The following is a 16,869-nucleotide window of genomic DNA, read 5'->3' on the forward strand; positions in this document are numbered from 1 at the left end:
CCACTACCTGGCCTTTCTCACACTGGCTGCCGCACTGACCGGCTACAAGAAGCTCGCGAAAACACGAGCGAAATCATCCACGTGAGACACGGTCTAAGGAGCATCGCGTCCGTGCTTACCGAACTGCCCACCACAGGGCGTCTCTAACCGATACGACGCGAGCTTTCGCCCACTACTTCTCGCGAGTGCTCGAGTTGGCGAGGTGATCGGCGACGGTCGTGCGGGCGAAGGCGAGAAGGCGCTCGCGGGTGAAGATTTCGGGTTCGGACAGCAGCATGCGGCCCGCTTCCCGGGCGAGGGTGAAGGTGAGGTGCGGGCGCGGCCAGGTGATTGCGGCGTAGCGATGCGGGTATCGCACCGCTGATGAGTGCCGGGCACGAAAGACGGGAGAGATCATGACGCGACAGGTTGGCGATCATGTGGTCGAGCGGCTGCGTGAATGGGGGGTTGAGCAGGTATTCGGGTATCCGGGGGATGGAATCAATGGGCTGATTGCCGCATTCGGGCGCGCCGATGGGGATCCCGCGTTCATTCAGGTGCGGCATGAGGAGATGGCGGCCTTCGCTGCTGCAGGGTATGCCAAGTTCAGTGGGAAGGTGGGCGTGTGCGTTGCCACGTCCGGGCCGGGGGCGATTCATCTGCTCAATGGGCTCTACGACGCCAAACTCGATCATGTGCCGGTGGTGGCGATTATCGGGCAGACCGCGCGCAGCGCGATGGGCGGGAGCTATCAGCAGGAGGTGGATTTGCAGAACCTCTACAAGGATGTCGCCTCGGATTATCTGGTGGAGGTGAATGTTTCGAGCCAGCTGCCCAATGCTTTGGATCGCGCGTTCCGGACCGCCGCGGCGCGGCGGGCACCGACCGCGGTGATCATCCCGTCGGATGTGCAGGAAGAGCCGTATGAGCCGCCGACCCATGACTTCAAACAGGTGCCGTCGAGTTCTCCGGACCTGTTCTCCGCGTCGGTGATTCGAGCGCCGCAGGATCAGATCGAGCGTGCCGCGGAGATTCTCAACGCGGGTTCCCGCGTAGCGATCCTGATAGGTCAGGGTGCGCGCGGCGCTGCCGAGGAGGTCAAGCGCATCGCGGATCTCACCGGGGCCGGGGTGGCCAAGGCGTTGCTGGGCAAGGATGTGCTCTCGGACGAATTGCCCTATGTCACAGGCTCTATCGGACTGTTGGGCACTCGGCCCAGCTATGAGCTCATGCGTGATTGCGACACGCTGCTGATCATCGGATCGAACTTTCCCTACACCCAGTTCATGCCGGACTTCGGTCAGGCACGGGCCGTCCAAATCGATATAGACGGCGCGATGATCGGAATGCGGTATCCCACCGAGGTGAATCTGGTTGGCGACGCCAAAGCCACACTGGCGGAGCTGATTCCGCTGGTGCACGCGAAACCCGATCGGGCCTGGTCACTGGAAATCGAGCAGAATGTCGTGCGCTGGTGGCAGACGATCGAACGCCAATCCATGCTCGACGCCAAGCCGGTCAATCCCATGCGCGTGGTGTGGGAGCTGTCGCAGCGGATACCCGAAAACGCCATCGTCACAGCGGATTCGGGCTCGTCCACGAACTGGTACGCGCGGTGTCTGCGAATGCGCGGCGATATCCGCGGCTCATTGTCCGGAACGCTGGCCACCATGGGACCGGCCGTGCCCTACGCTCTCGGCGCGAAGTTCGCCCACCCCGATCGCCCGGCCATCGCCCTGGTCGGCGACGGCGCGATGCAGATGAACGGACTGGCCGAACTGCTCACCGTCGCCCGCTATCAGGATCGCTGGAGCGACCCGCGCCTGATCGTGTGTGTCTTCCACAACAACGACCTCAACCAGGTCACCTGGGAGTTGCGCTCCATGGGCGGCGCACCGAAATTCGAAGAGTCGCAAACTCTTCCGGACATCTCCTACGCCGACGTAGCCCGTAGTGCCGGTCTGGCCGCCATCGAAATCGACTCCGCCGATGAGGTCGGCCCGGCGTGGGAGACCGCCCTGGCGGCCGAACGCCCCATCCTGCTCGACTTCCGCACCGATCCCGAGGTACCGCCGATTCCCCCGCACGCCACCTGGGAGCAGATGAAAGACACCGCCGAAGCGATCCTGCGCGGCGACCCCGGTGGCTGGCATCTGATCGCCCAGGGCGTCAAAACCAAAGCCCAGGAAATATTTCCCGCCCGGGACAAATAGCCCACGTATGTGGTTTGTTCATTTTCGCTGGGGCAAGGTTTTTCGAGCTCGAATCGGTCAGGCGTCCGACAGGGCCTGGTCGAGGCTGTCGTAGACATCGAGCGCGATATCGAGCCCGGTGATCTCTATGGGCCGTCGGACCTGCGGGGACGCCACCACTTTCATAGTGCGGTTCGAGGCCGATTCCCGTGCTTCGAGCAGCACACTCAATCCGACCGAACCGATGAATCGCACCCGTGCGAGGTCGACGACCAGCACGGGCGATTCCGAGGCCGCCGCTTCGGCCAATGCCGCGGACAGTTTCGGCGCCGAGACGACATCGATCTCGCCGGACGCGGACAACACCAGTGCGGCCCCCACATTGCGGGTGCCGAGGGTCAACTCTGCCGCTTCGCCGCTCATCGCGCACCCACGGTGCCCGGGAGAGAACTCCGATCGGGAATCGTGCCACGGCAGATTATCAACTCGAACATATCCTTCCTCCGGGTATCGGTAGCAGGTCCGGCCCATCCAATCATCTTGGAGCGCGCCGTCGGTGGATTTCATGCGGCCGTCGAAACGCCCCCTGCGGTTGCCCGCAAGGGGCGCTCGGCCAGCCATTCGCGGGGGCTCGCTTCCCACTGCCGCGCCGACCAGACGTGCCCCGCCGCTCGCCATTGAGTCGCCGGGCAATACAGCCGAGCCCGCGTAGCAATTCACATTTTACGCCCCGACAGATCTGATTGTGCAGGTCCAAGCGTTTTTCGGACTCAGGAGTCTGGTTCGGGACCGGGTTCGTCCCGGGGCGGCAGGATGGGATCGGCGTGTTCGGGGCGGCCCTGCTCCATGCGGCGACCGCGGGCGAGTTCGGCGTCGAACTGTGCGCCGAGCAGGACCGCGAGGTTGGTGAGCCAGAGCCAGACCAGGAAGATCACCGCTCCGGCGAGGGAGCCGTACACCTTGTTGTAGGAGCCGAAAAAGCCGACGTAGAGGGTGAATCCGACCGATGCGGCGATCCAGATCAGCACCGCCAGCGCGCTACCCGGGGTCAGCCAGCGGAAGCCGTATTGGCGAGCGTTCGGGGCGGCCCAGTACAGCAGCGCGATGACCAGGGTCACCAGCACGACCAGCACCGGCCATTTGCCGATCTCCCAGATCCGCACGCCCGCCGAACCCCAGCCCAGCCAGCGCCCGGCTCGTTCGGCGAGCGAGCCGGTGAAGACGGTCCCGATCGCGCAGACCGCGATCAGGCCCACCATCAGCGCGGTCAAGCCCAGACGCAGCGGCACCGTCTTCCACAGCGGGCGGCCTTCGGGGGTGTGGTAGATCGAATTCGTCGCTCGGATAAAGGCTCCCAGGTATCCCGACGCGGTCCACAGTGCGGTCGTCAGGCCGATGATGGCCAGACCGCTGGAGAGCGAGCGTGAGCCCTGGAGTTGCTCGATGGCCTCGACCAGCAGAGCGGTGCCGCTCCCGGGGCCGATGGCGCGAACGGTGTCGATCAGCGATTGCGTCGACGCCGGGCCGAGCAGTCCGAGCACGGCGGTCACCACGATCAGGGCCGGAAAGATGGACAGCACACTGTAATAGGTCAGTGCCGCCGCCCAATCGGTGAGCTTATTGGCATCGAATTCTCGGATCGTGCGCCGCAGCACACCCCACCACGAGTGTCCGGTCAAATCGGTGGGATCGTCCGGAACCTGGTCAGCATCAATATTTTTCGTCATCATCGGTGTGGATCCGGGAGCGCGGAACTAGCGGGGGAGCACCCAGGTGGCGCGTGCGCCGCGCGCGTCCCGTTCGAAGGTGAACAGGACCGCTTGTCCTTCGGAGAGCGTGCGATATCCCGGTTGGTCGATACAGGAATGCTCGACGAATATGTTCCGGCCCGGTTGATCATCGGAGGCGAGGAAGCCGAATCCCTTCGCGGAGTCGAACCACAGCACGGTTCCGTGGATACGGTCGTCCGGTCCGGCATCATCACGATGCGCGAGCTGCGGTGCGGGCATGGGCACGGCTAGTAGGGGCACGGCAACTCCTGGGGCGTCGGCTCAACTGGGTTCACCCGCTATACCCGGCTCGTCGCGGCCGAATCATGCTCGAGAACACACGATGTGCGAGCGTGCGACTGTTTCCAAGATCGCTGTCGGGGTATGGCCAGGTCATCAACCCTGCGGCGAAAGAGCGGTCCCGATGAGAGCGACGCGCACAATGGGTTTCGAAGAAGAGTTCCTGCTCCTGGACGCGGACGGGGCGGCGCAGCCGAAAGCCGAGGCCGTTCTCGGCTGGTTGCGCGCCAACCCCGCGCCCGGGGCGCTGCGGTTCGAACCCGAACTGCAACCGATTCAAGTCGAAGCCGTCAGCGCGGTCCATACCGATATGGCCGCGCTGCGCGCCGAACTGCTCACCTCGCGTGAGCGATTGGCCGCGGCGGGCCTCGACTGCGGGGTGGCGGTGGTGCCGATCGGGACCGCGCCGCGACGCTGGGAGCATGCGCCCGATACGGCGATGGCGGATCGCTATGCGTGTATCCGGGGTCGATTCGAGGGTGCGATGCGGAGCTACACCGCGTGCGGCGCCCACGTGCACGTCGGGGTCGAGTCGCGCGATCTCGCTGTCGCGGTGATCAATCATCTGCGGCCGTGGCTGCCGACTTTGATTGCGGCGGGAGCCAATTCACCGTTTAACGGCGGCCGCGACTCCGGATACGATTCCTGGCGGATCGCTGAACAGAGTCGATTCCCCGGCTTCGGCCTACCGCCGTACACGCACTCGGCCGCGGACTATGACGAGCGAATCGCCACGCTGATCGACTGCGGTGTGCTGGTCGATGACCACATGTCCTTCTGGCTGGCCAGGCCCTCGGATGCCTATCCGACCGTGGAGATTCGCGCCGTCGACACCGCCGCGACGGTCGATGACGCGATCCTGCAAGCCGTGCTGTCGCGCGGGTTGGTGCACAAGGCCGTTCACGAACTGGCCGCCGGAATCGAGGGTCCGCGATTCGATGCCCAGCTGGGCGCGGCCGCGGTGTGGTCGGCGGCCCGGTTCGGGCTCGCCGGTCGCGCGGTCGATCCGGTCGAGGGGGTTCGTGTCCCCGCGATACACCTGCTCGACCGCATGGTCGAGTGGATCTCCGAGCAACTCGAGGAGCTCGGCGATCTCGATCTGGCGCATCGGTTGCTGCGCACACTGCGATTCGCGGGCACCGGTGCCGATCGCCAACGCGCCGCCGCGCGTTCGGGCCTGGCCGGGCTGGTGGATTCGTTCCGCCTCGGCCGTGCGAGCGCACCGGAGCCGATGCCGGCCCTCGGCCCATGATTCATACCGTTCGAGCCGGGGTAGAGCGGCAAGACCCGCAGCCCGCGGAACCAACAGGAGTGTTTATGAACGAGACCCCATCCGAGATATCGGTATTGCCTTCGCCCCGTGGGCCACTGTCGCAGGGAGTCATCGGCGTGCTTCGCGGCGACGCCGAGCTCGACGGCGATATGGTCGAGGAACTGCTGCGAATCGCCTCCACGGCAGCGCCTTACGGTGACGACCTGCATCTGGCGTTGCACACCTGCTACGAATTGCATTATCGCGGTGTCGAATTCGTCGATCCTCGCTGGGAATGGGATCCGGATCTGCTGCGGGTGCGCGCGGGTCTCGAGCAGCGGTTCCTGGCCACGTTGCGTCAAGACGTCGCCGGCGGGGTCGACCTCGAGGGCGAGATCGCCGCGTTGCTGATCGAGCCCGAGGATGGGATTGCCCGCTATCTCGCCGAGCAAGGCGAATGGCCGGAACTGCGTGAATTCTTCATTCACCGCTCGATCTATCACCACAAGGAAGCCGATCCGCACGCCTGGGTGATCCCGCGCCTGCACGGGGCGGCCAAAGCCGCGCTGGTGGCGCTCGAATTCGACGAGTTCGGCAGCGGCCATGCCGACCGCATGCACGCGCGGCTGTACGCCGATCTGCTCACCGGAGCCGGACTGAACCCGGACTATCTGCACTACCTCGACGATGTGCCCGCGCCCATGCTGGCGCTGGTGAACCTGATGTCGCTGTTCGGATTACATCGCGATCTGCGCGGTGCGCTGATCGGGCAGCTCACCGCCGCGGAGATCACCTCCTCTCCGTCGGCGCGCCGAATGGTCGCGGCGCTGCGCCGTCTCGAGGCCGATCCGGCGTGCGAGCGGTTCTACGCCGAGCATGTCGAGGCGGACGCTGTCCACGAACAGGTCATGCGCCGCGAAGTCGTCGGCAATCTGCTCGCGGCCGAGCCGGAGTTGACCGAGTCGGTGGTGTTCGGAATCCAGGCTTCGAACCTGCTGGAGGACCATTTCAACGAAGTTGTGCTGCATCATCATTGGCGCGCCGGCCAGAGTTCGCTGCTCCCATCCATGTCATCGGAGGAAAGGATCGGTGATGCGCTGTGCCCGCCGAATCAGACGCTACTGAATACCGCCGCGTCACACTGACCCGTGAGGGGCCCGCATTGATCGCGGGCCCGGTGGAACTGGTCACCGATGACGGCACCGTGATCCGTTCGGATCGCTTCGTCGTGGCGCTGTGCCTGTGCAAGCGCTCACGCACCTACCCGCTCTGCGACACCAGCCACCGAAAACTTCGCAGGCCCGCTCGCTCGTGATTGAGTGTCATCGGACTTGTCGAACAGCGGGAGGTGCCGATGTCACAGGATCTTTCGAGGATCGCACGCAATTTCGATGCCGTCCTGGCGCAGGCCGACGGCCCGATGTGGGTGGTCACCGCGGTCGCCGGTGATCAGCGCGCGGGCTGTCTGGTCGGCTTCGCCTCGCAGGTCAGCATCGAACCGCGTCGGTTTCTGGTCTGCGTGTCCAAGGTCAACCACACCTATTCCATCGCCGGGGCAGCCAGGCATTTGGCTGTCCATCTGCTCGGCGCGGACGCCACCGCGCTGGCCGAGCTCTTCGGGGCCGAAACCGGTTCGGAAATAGACAAATTCGAGCATTGCGAATGGCAGCAGGGCCCGCACCGGCTGCCGATTCTGGCGGGCGCGGCGGGCTGGTTCACCGGTGAGATCGTGCAGACCGCCGACCTCGGCGACCACGTCGGGTTCGTGCTGTCGCCGACCGCGGCGGAGCCCGCGACGGCCACGAGTCTTCGATCCCACGCGGTCGCGGATCTGGCACCCGGCCACCCGGCGTAGTCCCGGCCACCTCCGAACACATCCCTGAGTCGGGGAACGCCCTCGAAGTCGGCGGCGCGGCAATCTCGCCCTGCGGATCGTTTGTCTCCGCACCTCCCGGGTAGACCGCAAGCATGATCATCCCGGAGGTCGCCGTGCCCGGCCCGCGCGCGATAGACGATGTCGTGATCGTGGTCCCGGCCCGTGATGAACAGCAGCTGCTGCCGGGCTGCCTCGATGCCCTGCACCGGTCCGCGGAGCAGGTGCGTGTCCCGGTCCGCATTCAGGTGGTGCTCGATGCGTGCACCGACGACTCCGCGGCGATCGCCGAGGCCGCGGGGGCGAAGGTCAGCACCGTGACCGCACACAATGTCGGGATCGCCCGGGCCGCCGGGTTCGCCGCGGCGGGTGCCGATCGCGGTGCCCGCACCTGGTTCGCCACCACCGACGCGGATTCCCGTGTCGATCGCTATTGGCTGGATCGGCAGCTGCGGTACGCCGAAGCCGGCGCGGAGGTCGTAGCCGGGGTTGTCACGGTGACCGATTGGGATCAGTACACCCCGCAGGTCCGCGCTCGCTACGAGCGGGCGTACCGGATGGGGCGCACGGCCGGTCATGTGCATGGCGCGAGTCTGGGGTTTCGAGCCGATATCTATTGGCGCACAGGAGGATTCGAGCCGCGAAGCTCCGGCGAGGATGTGGGGTTCGTGCGCCGGGCGACCGCCATGGGCGCGCGAGTGGCCTGGGCGGAGGATGTCGTGGCGGTGACGTCGGGGCGGCGATTCGGACGCGCGCCCGGCGGGTTCGCCGCACATCTGCGGCGACTGGAGTCCTCGTATGCACCGGGAGCCGAAAGTGCGTGAGCGCTCCCGCGACCTCCGTGAGCGGCTGCGCCAGCTGTCGAGTTCGGGCTGCCTGGACCTCCCTTTCCCCGGCAGCGGGATGACGCTGCAGCGGTTTCGTGCACTCGCGGCAGCCAGTGCCGAGGACACCGTGCTGGGGCGCATGGTCGAGGCGCACGCCGACGCGGCCGCGATTCTGCACGAACTGGGTGGGCGGCCACCGGTGACCGGGCAGCTCTGGGGGGTATGGGCGGCCGAGCCGCCCGAGCCGGTACTGCACGCTCGCGCGGGCTCGGCGGGCTGGGTGCTCGAAGGGCGCAAGCCGTGGTGTTCGGGTGCGAGCATCTGCAGTCACGCACTGGTCACCGCCCGCGACGGACAGCAGCGCCGCCTTTTCGCGGTGTCATTGTCCCAGCCCGCGATCCGACCGGTGCCCGATAGCTGGCACGCGGTGGGAATGCGCGAATCCGATTCCGGCGCGGTGGATTTCAACGGCGCTATGGCTACGGAGGTGGGTGCGCCGGGCGCCTATCTGGACCGCCCCGGATTCTGGCACGGTGCGATCGGGGTGGCGGCGTGCTGGTACGGCAGCGCCTGCCAGGTGGCCCGGCCACTGCACGAGCGTGCGGCCAAGGGCAGGGCCGATGAGCACGCACTGGCCCATCTGGGCGCGGTGACCGCTGCCCTGCGTGCCGCGCGACTGGCGTTGGCCGCGGCGGCGGCGGACATCGACGCCGATCCCCGCGGCGACAGCCGACGCGCGCGTATCCGCGCCCGTACCGTCCGTTCCCTGGTCGAGGACGCGGCCACCACGACGGTGGATCGTGTCGGTCGTGCTCTGGGTGCCAGCCCGTTGTGCATGGATATCGAGCATGCGAGGCGGGTCGCCGACCTCACGGTGTACGTGCGTCAAAGTCACGCGGAAGTCGATCTGGCCGACCTCGGCCGTGACATCGCAGGAGAGGAATTCCCATGGCCGGACCTGTGATCGATGTGCGGGCCACCGGTGTTCCCGAGGAGCGGTGGGAGCAGTGGCGGCGTGGCCGTGCACCACTGCCGCTTCCGGAGGCGCCGCATCTGATCGTCGTGGCCGCGCATCCCGATGACGAAACGCTCGGTGCCGGTGGACTTGTGGCGATGGCGCACGCGGCCGGCACGGCGATCACCATCGTCAATGTCACCGACGGCGAGGCGTCCCATCCGAATTCCCCCTCGCACAGCCCTTCCCGACTGGCCGCGATTCGCACCGACGAAGCCCGCAGTGCCGCAAGGGAGCTGGGTGCCGGTGCGCCCGTTCGCCTCGGCCTGCCCGATGGCGAGATCGCCGCGTACGAAGACGCGTTGACCGACGAACTGCGTGCGCTGCTCGATGGTTTCGGCGCGGGCGGGGCGGTCTGTGCGGCGACCTGGCGATACGACGGTCACCCGGACCACGAGGCGGTAGGGCGTGCTGCCGCCACGGCCTGTGGGGACACGAATACCGAACTGCTGCAGTACCCGGTGTGGATGTGGCAGTGGGCCAGCCCGGACGATGTGCGGCTGCGGTCGTGCACACCGGCGGTGCTGACATTGCCCCCGGCCGTGCAGGCCGCGAAAGGTCGTGCCATATCGCACTTTCGCAGTCAGCTGCTGCCGTTGTCCGAGGACCCGGTCGACGCCGCGATCGTGCCGACCCACGTCCTGCGCCGATTCACCGGCCCGACCGAAACCTACTTCCGATGAGCCCGCCCCGGCTGCCGAACTCCTACTTCGAGCAGATGTACGCCGCCAGCACCGACCCCTGGCAGTTCACCACCCGCTGGTATGAGAAACGCAAACGCGCACTCACCCTGGCGGCGCTACCGCACCCGCGCTACCGGTCCGCGTTCGAACCCGGTTGCGGTATAGGCGTTCTGACCGTCGAGCTGGCCGGGCGCTGCGATCGGATCGTCGCCACCGACGTCGTGGACGATGCCCTACGCCGCGCCGCCGACAGGCTGGCCGGGGCGGCGGCAACCGTGGAGCTGCGGCGTTGGGGACTCGGGGATGACTGGCCCGCAGAGCATTTCGACCTCATCGTGCTGAGCGAGGTGTGCTACTACCTCGAAGCTGCTGCCCTGCGCGCGGTCGTGGACGAGCTACTGGACCACCTCGAGCCCGACGGGGTCGTGATCTGTGTGCACTGGCGTCACCCTGTGCCCGAGTATCCGCTGACAGGTGACGAGGTTCACGCCATCCTCGGGGGCCATCGCGGCCTGGCCACCGTGGGGTCCTACCGCGACGACGACTTCCTGCTCGAGGTGTTCACGCCGGCGCGGTCCCCGCGTCGTTCCGTGGCACAGCAGGAGGGCCTGGTCTGACGTCGGCGCGGTGGCCGGATAACGGTTTGGTTCGCGCCGACGGGGTATGTCGTCAGTGTCGGACTGTTCGGCCTGGTTTCGAGCTCGGTTCAGGTCGCGGCCGATGCTCACGGCGAACGCACTGTCACCGATGACTGCACCCTCAACGCGGAGGCAAAGCGTTTATACGCCGTGAGGTCAGCTACGAAGGGAGATTGCTCATGATGGTCGATCGACGAACGTCCGGAGAATCGTCACCGCAGCCGCGCCCCACGCTTCATCACGCCGGAGAAGGCATCGAGGATGGCGTCAACGTCATCGGTATCGTGCTGGGCGGGTTGGCAATTGTCGCCCTGGGGTTGACGCTCGTCGCTGCCGGATACGGCTTCGCCGGGTGGGCGACGGTGGCGGGAATCGCCTGTGTCGTGCTGTTCTTGTCCAGCGCGGGAGTGATTTACGCTGAATGGCGTCGCCGCAGTGGTGACGAGCAGCCGGATCCCGAAGTCCGGCAGGGGCATTGAGTCGATACCTTGCCGACCGGTGTGGCCGGTCGTTCACGCCGTGCCTAGTATGCAGGGGTGCTTACTCGCGGTGAACCCATCGATATCCTATTGGTCGAGGATGATGCCGGTGATGAGCTGATAACGCGAGAAGCGCTCCAGCACAATAAAGTCGGCAATGTCCTGCATGTGGTCCGCGATGGCCAGCAGGCGCTGGATTTTCTCTACCGTGCGGGCGAGTTCGCCGATGCTCCGCGCCCGGGCCTGATCCTGCTGGATCTGAATCTGCCCAAGTACGACGGGCGTGAGGTGTTGCAGCGCATCAAATCCGATCCCGAGCTGTGTGCGATACCGGTGGTCGTGCTCACCACCTCCGCCGCGCAGGCCGATGTGCTGAACAGTTATCGCCATCACGCCAGCGCGTATATCACCAAGCCCGTGGACCTCGATCAATTCCTCGAGGCGGTCAGGAAGATCGATCACTTCTTCCTGCAGTTCGTCCGCTTGCCCGCGCGCGAGCAGCCCGCGTTGCAAGTCAACGACTAATTCCGGCCACCGCGCCCGGCGGCGAAACTCCGCCCTGACCGGCGCGTCGCCCGAGAATCGGCGCACCTCGCGCCATCATGAATTCATGACCGAACCCGTACGCGGATCCTCGGCACCCCTGCCCGTGCAGCAACAATTACGAGGTACCGCGGCCGCGGCACAACACGCCGCCTGCGCCGTCATCGGCCGAGAGGTCGATCTCTACTCCGAACTCGAATTGCAGATCGTGCTGTTCGACGAACTCGATCTGCCTCCGACTCCCGATTCGGCTACCGACACCGCCTCCCTGCGCGAGCTCTATGACAATGACCCGCACCCGTTCCTCGAGCACCTACTGGCCTATCGCGACACCATGGGCAGACTCGGCGATCTCGGCTGAATAGCCCGTAGACGCTCGCCGGTGTCAGGAATCACCGTCCGCGGCACGAAGTTTCGCCAGCAGCGGGCGCGCCGCCTCGGCAAGGAATCGGTCCTGTTGTTCGTCACCGATCTGGACCAGAGCCAGATCGGTGAATCCCGCGTCCTTATACGGGCGCACCGCGGCGACGACGGCATCGAGGTCGGGACCGCAGGCGATGGTGTCGGCCACATCCTGCGGGCGCACGAACTGGGTCGCGGCCGCGAACGCTGCCGGTGTCGGCAGATTCGAGTTCACGTCCCAGCCGCCCGCGAACCACCGGAACTGTTCGTGCGCGCGGGCGATCGCCTTGTCGCGGTCGGTATCCCAGCTGATCGGCAGCTGGCCCGTCACCCTCGTCGTGGGCGCACCGGAACCGGCCACTCGCGCGCCGTGCCAGGCTCGGACCAGGTCCGCGTCGGGATCGGTGGTGATCATCTCATCGGCCAGGTCGGCGAAGCGTCGCACCGACCGGTCCCCGGACACCGCGACCGCGATCGGCACCGGTTCACGCGGCACATCCCAGAGCTTGGCCGCGTCGACCCGATACCAATGCCCGTGGCGGCTCACCGTATTGCCGGAGAATAGATCGCGGATGATGCCGATGGCTTCCTCGAGCCGATCCTGGCGTTCGTCCAGACCCGGCCAGCCCGCGCCGACGACATGCTCGTTGAGGCTTTCGCCGCTGCCCAGCCCGAGGGTGAACCGGCCCTCGGCGAGGATCTGCAAGGTCGCGGCCTGCTGAGCCACGACAGCGGGGTGATAGCGCAGGGTCGGACAGGTCACGTACGTCATGAACGGGATGCGCTCGGTCGCCTGTGCGACGGCTCCGAGCATGGTCCACGCGTGCGGCGCATGGCCTTGTTCGGCGAGCCAGGGCGAATAGTGATCGCTGCTGACCAGGAAGTCGAATCCGGCCTGTTCGGCGGCGACGGCATAGCGCACCAGGTCGCGCGGCCCGCTCTGCTCTGTCATCAAGGTGTATCCGAATCGGGTCATGGCCCGGCCCCTCTCACTCGATTGATGGACATCGACTGGCTACCCGTTACCGATCGGATGTATCGGGGCGAACGAAAGGCAAAGCGCAGGACGGCTTTCCGGTGCGGAATGCCGCTACCGGCCGGTACGAAGCGTGTTTCGGTGTCGATCGAGTGGGTAGCGCGATGGATATCCCTGCATTCGATACCGAAGGATGTTCGATGTCCGAAACGAATCACGAGGCAATCGACCTGCTATTGGCCCAGCACCGGCAGATCAGAGTCGCGTTGGATGAGGTGCGGTCCTCGACCGGGAGTGAGAAGAACGCGCGATTCGCGGACCTGGTGCGATTGCTCGCCGTGCACGAAACCGCCGAGGAACAGGTGGTGCACCCCGCGGTACGCCGCGTTCTGGACGACCCCGAGCTTGTTGCCGACCGGCTGCACGAAGAGCACGAGGCGAAATACCTGTTGAACGGGCTGTACAAGATCGGTGCCGAGCACAAGAGTTTCGATACCGAGTTCGAGGTGTTCGCGGACAAGGTGATCGCCCACCTCGAGCTCGAGGAGACCGAGGAATTCGGGCTGGTGCTGGATTTGGTTCCGGCCGATGTGCGCGACCGGATGGCGAGTGCCATCGCCTTCGCCGAATTTCTCGCCCCGCCCCTGGACCATTCCGGTGCCGAGGTAGTCGCCGAGCCGCCGCTGGAGGTTTTCGACCGCCTGCGCAACGGTCTGCGGGAATGGCGTCGTCAAGCCAGCATCGCCTGACCGCGCGATTGTTGTCGGACGGTTCGGGTTTGATGAGCCCGTGACCGTAAATGATGTGGCGCACCGGCTTCCGGCGATCGCCGAACTTCGGGACCTGTGCCGTTCGATGGCGATGCTCGAGGCGATCCTGAGCCCGGACTGGGTTGACCGGTACTACTCCTTCAACGCCGCGTGGGATGAAGGCCAGGAAATGGCCTCGATGCGCAACGGGTCGGGGGATGAGTATTCCATCGTGTTCTCCGAGGCCGGGGCGTATATCCGTGGGTTCGCCCATGAATCGCCGATGAGCCCGTATGCCAATGACGGTGAGCCCTGGCCGGGGGTGGTCGACGAGGTTCCCGATGCCTTCGCGCCTTTCGTGACCGAGCCCGCGTTCTCCGACCAGAACAAGGTGCCCGTGCTGACCGTCTGTCTGTGGCGTGCGGCGACCGATGATCGATGGCAGCACGGGGCGATCGAATTCCCCTCGGGCAGTGGTGATCTCGATGGCTCGACCGAGCTGTTCCAGCTATTGGTAGACCGCTCACCCGAAGCGTTCCAGCGCTTCGCTGAGGACTATTACGAGGTCGACGTGGACCTGAACACGGTGCGTGCGGTCTATGACCTGCGTCCACTGGATCAGGAGCTCGTATCGTCGTTGAACGCCGAGTTGACCCTGGCGGATCTGGCGGACGACCTCGCCGGGATCGGTTATCCGCACGCCGACTGAGATGCGGCCCGTGTCGTCGGGGCGGCGAAGCTGCCGCCGAAAGGTGGCAGGATGAGGTGAATGAGCGCGCGTAGCAGGAACAATGTGGTCGTCACGGGCGCTCTGGACGGTCCGACGGTGCTGTTGGCGCACGGCTTCGGATGTGATCAGCACATGTGGCGTTTGATCGTTCCGGCATTGGCCGAGCGATTCCGGGTGGTGCTGTTCGACCATGTGGGAGCCGGGCGGTCGGACGCCTCCGCGTGGACCGCGGAGCGATACGCGAGTTTGGACGCGTACGCCCAGGACGTGGTCGAGATCTGTACCGAAATGGATTTGCGGGATGTCATTCTCGTCGGGCATTCGGTATCGGCGATGATCGCGGTGCTGGCCGCGAATCATTCCCCGGACAGATTCGCGAAGCTGGTGCTGCTGACCCCTTCACCCCGCTATATCGATGACGGTGACTATCGCGGCGGATTCAGCGCCGCCGATATCGCCGAACTGCTCGACTCGCTCGACGCGAATTATCTGGGCTGGTCCAACACCATGGCCCCGGTGATCATGGGCAATCCCGAGCGCCCCGAACTCGGGCAGGAGCTGACCGAGAGCTTCTGCCGCACCGACCCGAAGATCGCGCAGGTATTCGCCAGGGCCACGTTCCTGTCGGACAATCGCGCCGATCTACCGAAGGTGAGCGTGGAAACCCTGGTGATCGAGACCGCGCAGGATGCCATCGCGCCGCGTGGGGTGGGCCGGTATGTGCACGAGAACATTTCCGGCAGTTCACTTCTCACCCTCGACGCGACCGGGCACTGTCCGCAATTGAGCGCCCCCGAGGCTACCGCGGCGGCCATTATCGGCTTTGCGGGAACGAGATGATGGCACGGACCGGCGACAGCGCCAGCGGCTCGCACCTGCCGGGGGACGACAACGCCGATACCGTGTTCTCGGCTTTGCTCGAGGACAGTGCTGAGGATCTGTACGAGAACGCGCCCTGCGGGTACCTGTCCACGTTGATGGATGGCACCATCGCGAAAATCAACGGCACCCTGCTGGGCTGGCTCGGCTACGAGCGCGAAAACCTGGTCGGGCGAAAGCATTTCGCCGATCTGCTCACCGTGGGCGGGCGCATCTACTACGAAACCCATATCTGGCCGACGCTGTCGATGCACGGCGAGGCGGGAGGTCTGGCGCTCGAGCTCGTGCGTGCGGACCGCTCGCGGCTGTCGATCCTGGTGACCTCGGTGGTCAAGGCCGGACCGGACGGCACCCCGCAGCTGATTCGCACCACGATCTTCGACGCCACTGATCGCCGCGCGTACGAACAGGAATTGCAGCGCGCCCGCGATGCCGCGGATCTCGAACGTGAGAAGGCCGAGCGCGAACATCAGCGGGTCCAGAAGCTGGTCGACACATTGCAGCGCTCGCTGCTGCCGCCGGTGTTGCCGCAGGTGCCCGGGATGGAGGTCGCGGCCTACTATCACCCCGCCTCGGCCGAGAACGTGGGCGGCGATTTCTACGATCTGTTTCCCCTCACCGGTGACCGCTGGGGATTCTTCCTCGGCGACGTCTCGGGTAAAGGCGCGTCCGCGGCGGCGGTGACATCGCTGACCCGCTACACGTTACGGGCGGCCGCGGTCTACGACCCGGATCCGATCGCGGTGCTGGAGAATCTCAATACCGTTCTGCACCATCGCTATCGCAACGACGAACCCCGCTTCTGCACCGTCGTGTTCGGCACTCTCACGCCCGCAATGGACGGCGCGGAACTGGTACTGAGCACCGGCGGGCACACCCCCGCGGTCCTGGTTCGCGCCGACGGCACCACCACCCTGATCGAATATCGCGGCGGAATGCTCGTCGGCGCGGTGCGTAAAGCCAAGTTCACCAGCGTCGACATCCGGCTGCTCCCAGGCGATACCGTGCTGTTCTACACCGACGGGCTCACCGAGGCCCGCACCCGCGGCCGTGAACGCTTCAGCGAGGAACAACTACGCGACCTCGTCGCCGACCTCGGACCGACCACCGCGCCCGCGCTGATCGAGGCGCTCACCGCGGTACTCGCCGGATTCGGTGACGGGGTCGATGACGATACCGCCCTACTCGCCATGAGCATTCCATCGGCCGGAGGCCAGCAAGCGTGAGCACCGATTTCACCGTCACCCAGCACACCGGTCCGGCCGGGCCGGTTCTCACCTTCACCGGTGAACTCGACGCCGCCAGCTCACCGATCGCGTTCGAGGCCATTCGCGCGCTGGAACTCGATGCCGCCCAACTACTTCTGCTGGATCTGACCGCGCTCGGGTTCTGCGATTCGAGCGGTATCACCGCGCTGCTGGCCGCCCACAACTGCGCCGAAGACGCCGATGCGGCAATGGCTTTGGTCGGCGTTCCGGACCAACTAGCGCGCATCTTCTCTCTGATCGGTCTGGACAGTATCTTCACCGTCTACCCGACCGTCGAGGACGCGCATAGCGCCTGGACCGCCGACAGGTCGTGAT

22 protein-coding genes are annotated in these 16,869 nt (G+C 65.8%); 17 read left to right on the plus strand and 5 right to left on the minus strand.

Annotated features, from left to right (window positions below; all coding sequences use genetic code 11):
* Window positions 1–172 precede the first annotated feature (172 nt).
* Window positions 173–397 carry a hypothetical protein gene (locus tag AB0L82_RS31235; protein WP_364644266.1) on the minus strand — a complete coding sequence of 75 codons (225 nt, stop codon included), beginning with the start codon at window positions 395–397 and terminating at the stop codon, window positions 173–175.
* Between AB0L82_RS31235 and AB0L82_RS31240 the strand changes: the two genes are divergently transcribed.
* Window positions 396–2,192, plus strand: coding sequence for a thiamine pyrophosphate-requiring protein (locus AB0L82_RS31240; protein WP_364644268.1), 1,797 nt, complete (start codon window positions 396–398; stop codon window positions 2,190–2,192). The genes AB0L82_RS31235 and AB0L82_RS31240 overlap by 2 nt on opposite strands.
* 57 nt (window positions 2,193–2,249) lie before the next feature.
* Here AB0L82_RS31240 and AB0L82_RS31245 read toward each other — a convergent pair whose 3' ends face one another.
* The 3 genes from AB0L82_RS31245 to AB0L82_RS31255 form a co-directional block, all read right to left on the minus strand.
* Window positions 2,250–2,594 carry an STAS domain-containing protein gene (locus AB0L82_RS31245; RefSeq protein ID WP_364644271.1) on the minus strand — a complete coding sequence of 115 codons (345 nt, stop codon included), beginning with the start codon at window positions 2,592–2,594 and terminating at the stop codon, window positions 2,250–2,252.
* A gap of 347 nt (window positions 2,595–2,941) precedes the next feature.
* Window positions 2,942–3,898 carry a YihY/virulence factor BrkB family protein gene (locus AB0L82_RS31250; RefSeq protein ID WP_364644274.1) on the minus strand — a complete coding sequence of 319 codons (957 nt, stop codon included), beginning with the start codon at window positions 3,896–3,898 and terminating at the stop codon, window positions 2,942–2,944.
* Window positions 3,899–3,925: 27 nt separating this feature from the next.
* Window positions 3,926–4,201: a cold shock domain-containing protein gene (locus tag AB0L82_RS31255; protein ID WP_364644277.1), complete on the minus strand. Its 276-nt coding sequence runs from the start codon at window positions 4,199–4,201 to the stop codon at window positions 3,926–3,928.
* A gap of 163 nt (window positions 4,202–4,364) precedes the next feature.
* Here AB0L82_RS31255 and AB0L82_RS31260 point away from each other — a divergent pair, with 163 nt between their 5' ends.
* From AB0L82_RS31260 to AB0L82_RS31310, 11 genes are all read left to right on the plus strand, one after another.
* Window positions 4,365–5,492, plus strand: coding sequence for a YbdK family carboxylate-amine ligase (locus AB0L82_RS31260; protein ID WP_364644280.1), 1,128 nt, complete (start codon window positions 4,365–4,367; stop codon window positions 5,490–5,492).
* Window positions 5,493–5,557: 65 nt separating this feature from the next.
* Complete coding sequence (locus AB0L82_RS31265; RefSeq protein ID WP_364644283.1) at window positions 5,558–6,637, plus strand: iron-containing redox enzyme family protein; 1,080 nt, start codon at window positions 5,558–5,560, stop codon at window positions 6,635–6,637.
* 17 nt (window positions 6,638–6,654) lie between these two features.
* Entirely contained in the window at window positions 6,655–6,807 is a 153-nt protein-coding gene (locus tag AB0L82_RS31270) for a CDGSH iron-sulfur domain-containing protein (protein WP_364644286.1), read from the plus strand.
* Between the two features lie 39 nt (window positions 6,808–6,846).
* Complete coding sequence (locus AB0L82_RS31275; RefSeq protein ID WP_364644289.1) at window positions 6,847–7,347, plus strand: flavin reductase family protein; 501 nt, start codon at window positions 6,847–6,849, stop codon at window positions 7,345–7,347.
* 113 nt (window positions 7,348–7,460) lie between these two features.
* Complete coding sequence (locus tag AB0L82_RS31280; protein WP_364644292.1) at window positions 7,461–8,189, plus strand: glycosyltransferase; 729 nt, start codon at window positions 7,461–7,463, stop codon at window positions 8,187–8,189.
* Window positions 8,190–8,268: 79 nt separating this feature from the next.
* Complete coding sequence (locus AB0L82_RS31285) at window positions 8,269–9,156, plus strand: acyl-CoA dehydrogenase family protein (protein ID WP_364645157.1); 888 nt, start codon at window positions 8,269–8,271, stop codon at window positions 9,154–9,156.
* Window positions 9,141–9,890: a PIG-L family deacetylase gene (locus AB0L82_RS31290; RefSeq protein WP_364644294.1), complete on the plus strand. Its 750-nt coding sequence runs from the start codon at window positions 9,141–9,143 to the stop codon at window positions 9,888–9,890. The genes AB0L82_RS31285 and AB0L82_RS31290 overlap by 16 nt, the downstream gene beginning before the upstream one ends.
* A complete protein-coding gene (locus tag AB0L82_RS31295) occupies window positions 9,887–10,507 on the plus strand; it encodes a class I SAM-dependent methyltransferase (protein ID WP_364644297.1) in 621 nt (206 codons plus the stop codon). Before AB0L82_RS31290 ends, AB0L82_RS31295 begins: the two co-directional genes overlap by 4 nt.
* Window positions 10,508–10,707: 200 nt before the next feature.
* Window positions 10,708–11,007, plus strand: coding sequence for a DUF308 domain-containing protein (locus AB0L82_RS31300; protein ID WP_364644300.1), 300 nt, complete (start codon window positions 10,708–10,710; stop codon window positions 11,005–11,007).
* Between the two features lie 57 nt (window positions 11,008–11,064).
* Complete coding sequence (locus AB0L82_RS31305) at window positions 11,065–11,532, plus strand: response regulator (protein WP_364644303.1); 468 nt, start codon at window positions 11,065–11,067, stop codon at window positions 11,530–11,532.
* An 85-nt stretch (window positions 11,533–11,617) separates the two neighbouring features.
* Entirely contained in the window at window positions 11,618–11,911 is a 294-nt protein-coding gene (locus tag AB0L82_RS31310) for a hypothetical protein (protein ID WP_364644306.1), read from the plus strand.
* A gap of 24 nt (window positions 11,912–11,935) precedes the next feature.
* On the opposite strand, the gene AB0L82_RS31315 is transcribed toward AB0L82_RS31310, so the two are convergent.
* A complete protein-coding gene (locus AB0L82_RS31315) occupies window positions 11,936–12,928 on the minus strand; it encodes a TIGR03557 family F420-dependent LLM class oxidoreductase (RefSeq protein WP_364644310.1) in 993 nt (330 codons plus the stop codon).
* A gap of 200 nt (window positions 12,929–13,128) precedes the next feature.
* On the opposite strand from AB0L82_RS31315, the gene AB0L82_RS31320 reads away from it, so the two are divergent.
* Genes AB0L82_RS31320 through AB0L82_RS31340 form a run of 5 tightly spaced genes read left to right on the plus strand, consistent with a single transcriptional unit; the run spans window position 13,129 to window position 16,868 of the window.
* A complete protein-coding gene (locus tag AB0L82_RS31320) occupies window positions 13,129–13,677 on the plus strand; it encodes a hemerythrin domain-containing protein (protein ID WP_364644313.1) in 549 nt (182 codons plus the stop codon).
* 40 nt (window positions 13,678–13,717) lie between these two features.
* A complete protein-coding gene (locus tag AB0L82_RS31325) occupies window positions 13,718–14,386 on the plus strand; it encodes a hypothetical protein (protein WP_364644316.1) in 669 nt (222 codons plus the stop codon).
* A gap of 60 nt (window positions 14,387–14,446) precedes the next feature.
* Window positions 14,447–15,247 (plus strand): alpha/beta hydrolase, encoded by an 801-nt coding sequence (locus tag AB0L82_RS31330; protein WP_364644319.1) that lies wholly within the window; start codon window positions 14,447–14,449, stop codon window positions 15,245–15,247.
* Complete coding sequence (locus tag AB0L82_RS31335; protein ID WP_364644322.1) at window positions 15,247–16,512, plus strand: SpoIIE family protein phosphatase; 1,266 nt, start codon at window positions 15,247–15,249, stop codon at window positions 16,510–16,512. Before AB0L82_RS31330 ends, AB0L82_RS31335 begins: the two co-directional genes overlap by 1 nt.
* A complete protein-coding gene (locus tag AB0L82_RS31340) occupies window positions 16,509–16,868 on the plus strand; it encodes an STAS domain-containing protein (RefSeq protein ID WP_364644325.1) in 360 nt (119 codons plus the stop codon). Before AB0L82_RS31335 ends, AB0L82_RS31340 begins: the two co-directional genes overlap by 4 nt.
* The last annotated feature ends 1 nt before the right edge of the window (window position 16,869 follow it).

Source organism: Nocardia sp. NPDC052001 (genome assembly GCF_040680615.1).
In the GTDB taxonomy this organism is placed as follows: domain Bacteria; phylum Actinomycetota; class Actinomycetes; order Mycobacteriales; family Mycobacteriaceae; genus Nocardia.